Here is a 5,920-nt window from a genome sequence, read left to right as displayed (position 1 = left end):
GAGTATCAGTACAATTTCAAAAAGATTGTACATATATAATTATATAAACACCGGTTCGTTATCAAGATACGATAAAATAACGTTAGATACACAAAAAAAAGAACTGAATAATAGAGAAATCTTATTCGAAGAATATAAAACCACGTTTAGAATCCTAGGCTTATATGAAAGGTATGAAAAGGAAATCTATCAATACTGGTTAGTCTATTACTATAGTAATACCCAGTCAATTAGTGATGGTAAAAGTGATGAAGTCTCAGTCGGTACAAAGTGTTTTGAAGAGATTTTGGAGAAGAATGAAGAAATTAAGCAATGCCTTAGATTATCGTCAAAGCTCGATAAAGGTATTGTATTATCAAAGATAAAATGTAATAAAGCATTAACTAAGGTTAAAGTTCCGATTAAGTATCTTATTTTGAGTTTGAAACAAAGTTAATTGAAGGAGAGCGTATGGTTAATAGTAAAATTAGTGTTATTGTTCCAATATACAATGTTGAAAAGTACCTCGAAAGATGTATAGAATCAATCATAAATCAAACACATAAAAATCTTGAGATAATACTAGTGGATGATGGCTCTCCAGATCGTTGCCCTCAGATATGCGACAATTATGCTCTGTTGGACCATAGAATAACAGTTATTCATAAGAAAAATGGTGGATTATCAAGTGCTAGGAACGCAGGAATTAGTATAGCAACTGGAGAATATATAGGATTTGTTGATTCGGATGATTATATTGATATACATATGTATGAGGTTTTATTGAATGCATGTTTAAACCAAGATTGCAAACTATCAGTTTGTAATATTCAACATTTTACAGGAGATAGATATGGTGATGAGGTGAAGAGGTGTGACAAGTATAAGACTATAACCAACATAGAGGCTTTGTGGGAATTGCAAGGAGCAGATGGAGAGCTCTTTTGTGTAGCGTGGAATAAACTGTATCATAAGGACTTGTTTCATAAGTTAAGATATCCAGAAGGAAAGATTAATGAGGATGAATTTGTAACCTATAAAGCCATTTATCAAGCGGGTAATGTTGCTGTTTGCGAGAGTTCCTTATATTTTTATTTTCAAGATAATAATGGAAGTATAACAAAAAATAAAAAATATTTTACTTATGAAGATGTTTTTGACGCCTTCAATGAGAGAGAAGAGTATTTTAAAAAGGCTGGATATCCAAAGCTTGAATTCGCAACATATCGATCATATCTAGATCGTATTATACAGAATTATATACTTCTAAAGAAGAATAAGGAAAAGGAGAAACAATATTTTGACATATTAACTAAAAGATATAGGGAAAAGTATAAGGTGAGAGGAAACCAATTACCTGGGATTGGGTATAGAGTATTCTACGTATCTCCTAATCTATATCTTATGCTAAAAGGAGTGCATCATTAATTAGGATATAGTCCAGCATGATTACTATTACTATAGGAAGAAGGAGACTAATATGAATGCGGATAATGAAGAAGTAGAAAAGATAAATCAAAATAATGAAAAAAGTAGAACGTATAATTCAACGTTAAATATTACATTGGGCTTATTTAATAAGATGGTAACGATCGTATTAGCTTTTATTAGTCGTGCTGTTTTTGTACGTATACTATCTGTTGATTATCTAGGAATTAATGGATTGTTTGCTGATGTACTTACGATGTTATCATTAGCTGACTTAGGTTTTAGTACAGCTATGTCTTATAGTTTTTATAAACCACTTGCTGAGCGGGATGAGCGTAAAATTGCTTCATTAGTAACCTTTTATCGTAAAGTCTACAATGTAATAGCAGTAGCGGTAGCAGTTATTGGTGTTGCATTACTACCTTTTATTGATTTGATTGTTAATGTAGATATACAGATACCCTACTTAAAAGTTTATTATCTACTTTCTCTTATGAATACAGTTATATCTTATATGTTCGTTTATAAGTCTTCGATAATAGCAGCGGATCAAAAGAGTTATATCGTTACAAAATATTCGGTATGGATTGGGATAGCTAAGACCATTATTCAAACAGTTTTATTATATGTTACTCATAATTATTTCATATATCTTGGATTTAATATTTTGTCTACATTTGCATATAATCTTTTAGTTTCATACAAGGCAGATAAGAATTATCCATACATAAAACAGAAGGTTGATTTAGCTGTCGAAGAGAAGAAAGCTATCTATAAAAATTTAAGTTCCATTTTTTTATATAAGGTAGCAACTGTTGTTTTCAACGGAACAGATAATATTATAATCTCAATTATAGTAGGAACATCCTTTGTTGGCCTGTACTCAAATTATAATACGATAATATCAAACCATCTGGGATCTATTATAGTAATTTTGTTTGGCTCTCTAACAGCCAGTATAGGTAATTTAGTTGTGAAGGAGGATGTGAAAAAGAGGTTTGAGATATTCAAAATAATGCAGATGGTGAGTTTTTGGCTAAGTGGTATCTTCATAACTTGTTTGTATTTTCTGGTCCAAGATTTCATAACATTATGGATTGGAAGCCAATATCTTTTAGGAACGGATACATTAATAGCCATATTACTTAATTTTTATATCATGGTAACATTTAATCCAATTTGGTCGTACCGTGATGCTACAGGCTTATATCAAAAGATTAAGTATGTATTGTTGATTACCACTGTGGTAAATATTGTTCTTTCTATTATATTGGGAAAGATTATTGGGATAACCGGTGTCCTATTAGCTACAGCCATAGCAAAACTTTCGACTTATTTTTGGTATGAACCTAAATTGTTATATCGAGATTTCTTTAACAAGAAAGCGGGAAGTTATTATTTAGGACATCTAGTAAATGTAATTTTGATATTTATATCAATAGGCATTACAAATGTAATTATACCAACCTTTAAAGAGGTTACGGTCATTAATTGGTTAATACGAGCATTTATTTGTGGAGGTGTGTCATTTATTATCTATTTTATAAAATATTGTAAAACAGAAGAGTTTTCATTTATTTTGAAGCGATTTAAGCGGGTACTGGTCAAGTTTAGTAAAGTTAAGGCTATAAGTTTATTTTTAATCTTAGCCCTTACTTTAACATCATGTAAAGCGTCAGGAAAATCAGAAGTAATTAATGAGGAAACACAAGAAAATGATACTTTTGAGACAGCTCAACAAATAGTATCTAATATTAAGGTTGGCTGGAATTTAGGAAATTCTTTTGATAGTTTAGATATGAAGAAATATGATTCAGAGAAAGATTACTTAAAAATCTATGATTATCAAATTATGGCAGTTTATGAAACTGAAAACTGGAGTGGTTGGGATGCTTCGCCAACCCCTTACTTTGATAAAGATATGCATTGTAATCTAGAGTGGAAAATTGATAATCTTAATTCTGACATCAATGGAAATAGTGGGAGATTTTTTATACAAATAATAAATAATAAGATTGGTGATACAGGTGATAACAAACTAATCGTTGATATTACAGAAGCATCATTTTATAAAAAAGATGGAACACAAATTAAGATGAAAGAACTTGAAGGAAAGCATGAGCTAGTTATAGATGAAGGGAAAACACCATTTATTGAGATGGATATTAGAAATAATAATTTAATAAAGAAAGCGAGTGATATCTTAGAAGGTAAATTAGTAATTAAAGCAGACTTGGTACAATTAGTAGAGCCTATTATAAAAACGACAGGAACATCGAATGAAGAATATTATGAAACTCTATGGGGAAATCCTGTAACGACTAGGAGCATGATAGAAGAAGTTGCTAAGCAAGGATTTAAAGCAGTCCGTATTCCAATTACCTATTATGATCATATGGATAGTAGTGGGAAAATAGATCCAGATTGGCTAAATCGTATAGCAGAAGTAGTTAATTACGTGATAGATAATGACATGTATTGCGTTATTAATATACATCATGATACTGGTGAAGACGGTTGGATTAAAGCAGAATATAGTGAACTGGAAGAAAACAAAGAACGTTTACATTCGATTTGGAAACAGATAGCAATCTATTTTATGAATCATAGTGACAAACTTCTATTTGAAGGATTTAATGAGATATTAAATAACGAAAATCAATGGGATAATGCATCAGAAGACAGTTATAAGGCTGTCAATGAGTTAAATCAGGAATTTGTAGATACTGTGCGGGATACGGGAGGAAATAATAAGAACAGGAATTTAATAGTTAGTACATATGCTGCAGGAGCAGGCAAGGAGATCGTTGATGCTTTTGAATTACCAGAAGATATAGTAAAAGACCACCTAATTGCAAAGGTCCATTATTATAGTAATCTAGAAGGTGAAAAGGATATGGCTAATGTTATGAGTACATTAAATGATAAATTTATAAAAAGTAATACACCAGTAATAATCGGTGAGTTTGCAACATGGAATAATTGGGAAGAATCTAAGGCAATTCAATATATGAAAACCTTTATAACAGAAGCAAGAGCATACAATTATGCTGTGTTTTGGTGGGATCGGGGCAATGAATATGAAACTGATAAATCACAAACAGAGACATTACTTGATCGTAATAATTTAACTTGGTATGATAAAGAACTTGTGAATGCGCTTATTGAAGAAAGTAATCAATAAGTCTAGTGAGTTTAAAGAAGCTTGGAGGCGAGGGTGTGGATTTTGATAAAATGCTTTTCTTACAGATAGTAAACGAGGCAATGTACCCCAATAATGAAATTAAAAAAGATTATGGCAAGGTTAATTGGGATGCCTTGTTTCGGGTAGCTAGGAATAACTGCATGGAAGCCTTTGTATATAATGTAGTGCAGAAATTATCTGTGGAATATTCAATTCCTAATAAATTAGTAGAGTTTTGGAAAATAGCAGCTATGACATGTCAGATGCACGAATTTGAAAAATATAGAATATTACGTTCTTTGCTTAAAGAGGCTGAGAAACGAGATATTAAACTAGTTGTTTTTAAAGGTTGTATTATTGCTGACTTATATCCGAATTATTCATATCGTTTTAGTAGTGATACAGATATATTCGTTGATGAGAGTGATAAAGAGAAGGCTATTAGTCTTTTTGAAACATTTGGGTTTAAAAAAGAAGAAGAATATTCGAAATCTATGGTGAGCACCTATATATATTCTGATTTTAATTATGTTATTGAGTTACATTTCTCATTGTTTGAAGATTATATGGGATCAAAAATAAATAAACTAAACAACCTTAAGTTGACAAAGGAAGATTCGTTAATATCCATACAAGCTTGCGGAATGGAAGTAACTACACTTGGATATGAAGAGCATTTAATTTATCAAATGTTTCATATAATAAAACATTTTTCATTACAAGGAGTTGGTGTACGGTATTTAGTTGATATTACTTATTATGTTAATCGGTATATTGAAAAAATTGATGTTGAATCTTTCTGGCGTAAAATGGATTATCTCGACTATACCACTTTTTGTAGAATGTTCTTCAAGATTTGTATTGATTACTTCGGCATGGACCAAACAATTATGACTAATAGAAAAGTAGTAGAGAAAGAAGGCCTTTCAGAATTTTTATTAGATATCATTAATGTTGGTACCATATATGAGGAAAAGGATGCCGCATGGCAGATACTTGGAATTATGACGCCATATTTCACAGGTGAGGATAAGATACCAAAAACGAATTTTGGAATCAAGATAAAAGTATTATTCCCTTCAAGTAAGTCTTTGCCTAGTAATTATGCCTATGCAAAGAAATATAAGTTACTACTTCCAATAGCATGGTTCCATAAAATCATTAACTTCACAGTAAAGAGGCATAGCCATAAGGGTGATTGGTACGAAGCAGGAGAAAAGTTAGCTGTTGCACAACATAGATTAAATCTGATGAAGAGTCTTGGATTAATGGATGGAGGAAAATAAACAATGATAAGGTACATGAAAAGGTTAGGATTGTTTATGAAAT

Annotated in this window: 4 protein-coding genes; all 4 read left to right on the top strand. The window is 31.0% G+C overall.

Annotation, left to right across the window (positions count from 1 at the left end; translation table 11 throughout):
* A partial coding sequence (locus ACW2QF_RS04065) for a hypothetical protein (protein WP_455714718.1) occupies positions 1-436 on the top strand: 436 nt, incomplete at its 5' end.
* Positions 437-450: 14 nt separating this feature from the next.
* A complete protein-coding gene (locus ACW2QF_RS04060) occupies positions 451-1,407 on the top strand; it encodes a glycosyltransferase family 2 protein (RefSeq protein WP_455714717.1) in 957 nt (318 codons plus the stop codon).
* Positions 1,408-1,459: 52 nt separating this feature from the next.
* Entirely contained in the window at positions 1,460-4,591 is a 3,132-nt protein-coding gene (locus ACW2QF_RS04055) for a cellulase family glycosylhydrolase (protein ID WP_455714716.1), read from the top strand.
* Positions 4,592-4,626: 35 nt separating this feature from the next.
* On the top strand, positions 4,627-5,877 hold the full coding sequence (locus tag ACW2QF_RS04050) for a nucleotidyltransferase domain-containing protein (RefSeq protein ID WP_455714715.1): 1,251 nt from the start codon (positions 4,627-4,629) through the stop codon (positions 5,875-5,877).
* Positions 5,878-5,920: the final 43 nt, after the last annotated feature.

It is taken from the genome of Anaerosporobacter sp., from assembly GCF_965301125.1.
This window is presented reverse-complemented; position numbering and strand designations above follow the sequence as displayed.

What these genes read in the sequence shown, in the direction of transcription:
- ACW2QF_RS04060 (WP_455714717.1), top strand. Translation starts at nt 451, where the DNA reads ATGGTTAATAGTAAAATTAGTGTTATTGTTCCAATATACAATGTTGAA.
- ACW2QF_RS04055 (WP_455714716.1), top strand. Translation starts at nt 1,460, where the DNA reads ATGAATGCGGATAATGAAGAAGTAGAAAAGATAAATCAAAATAATGAA.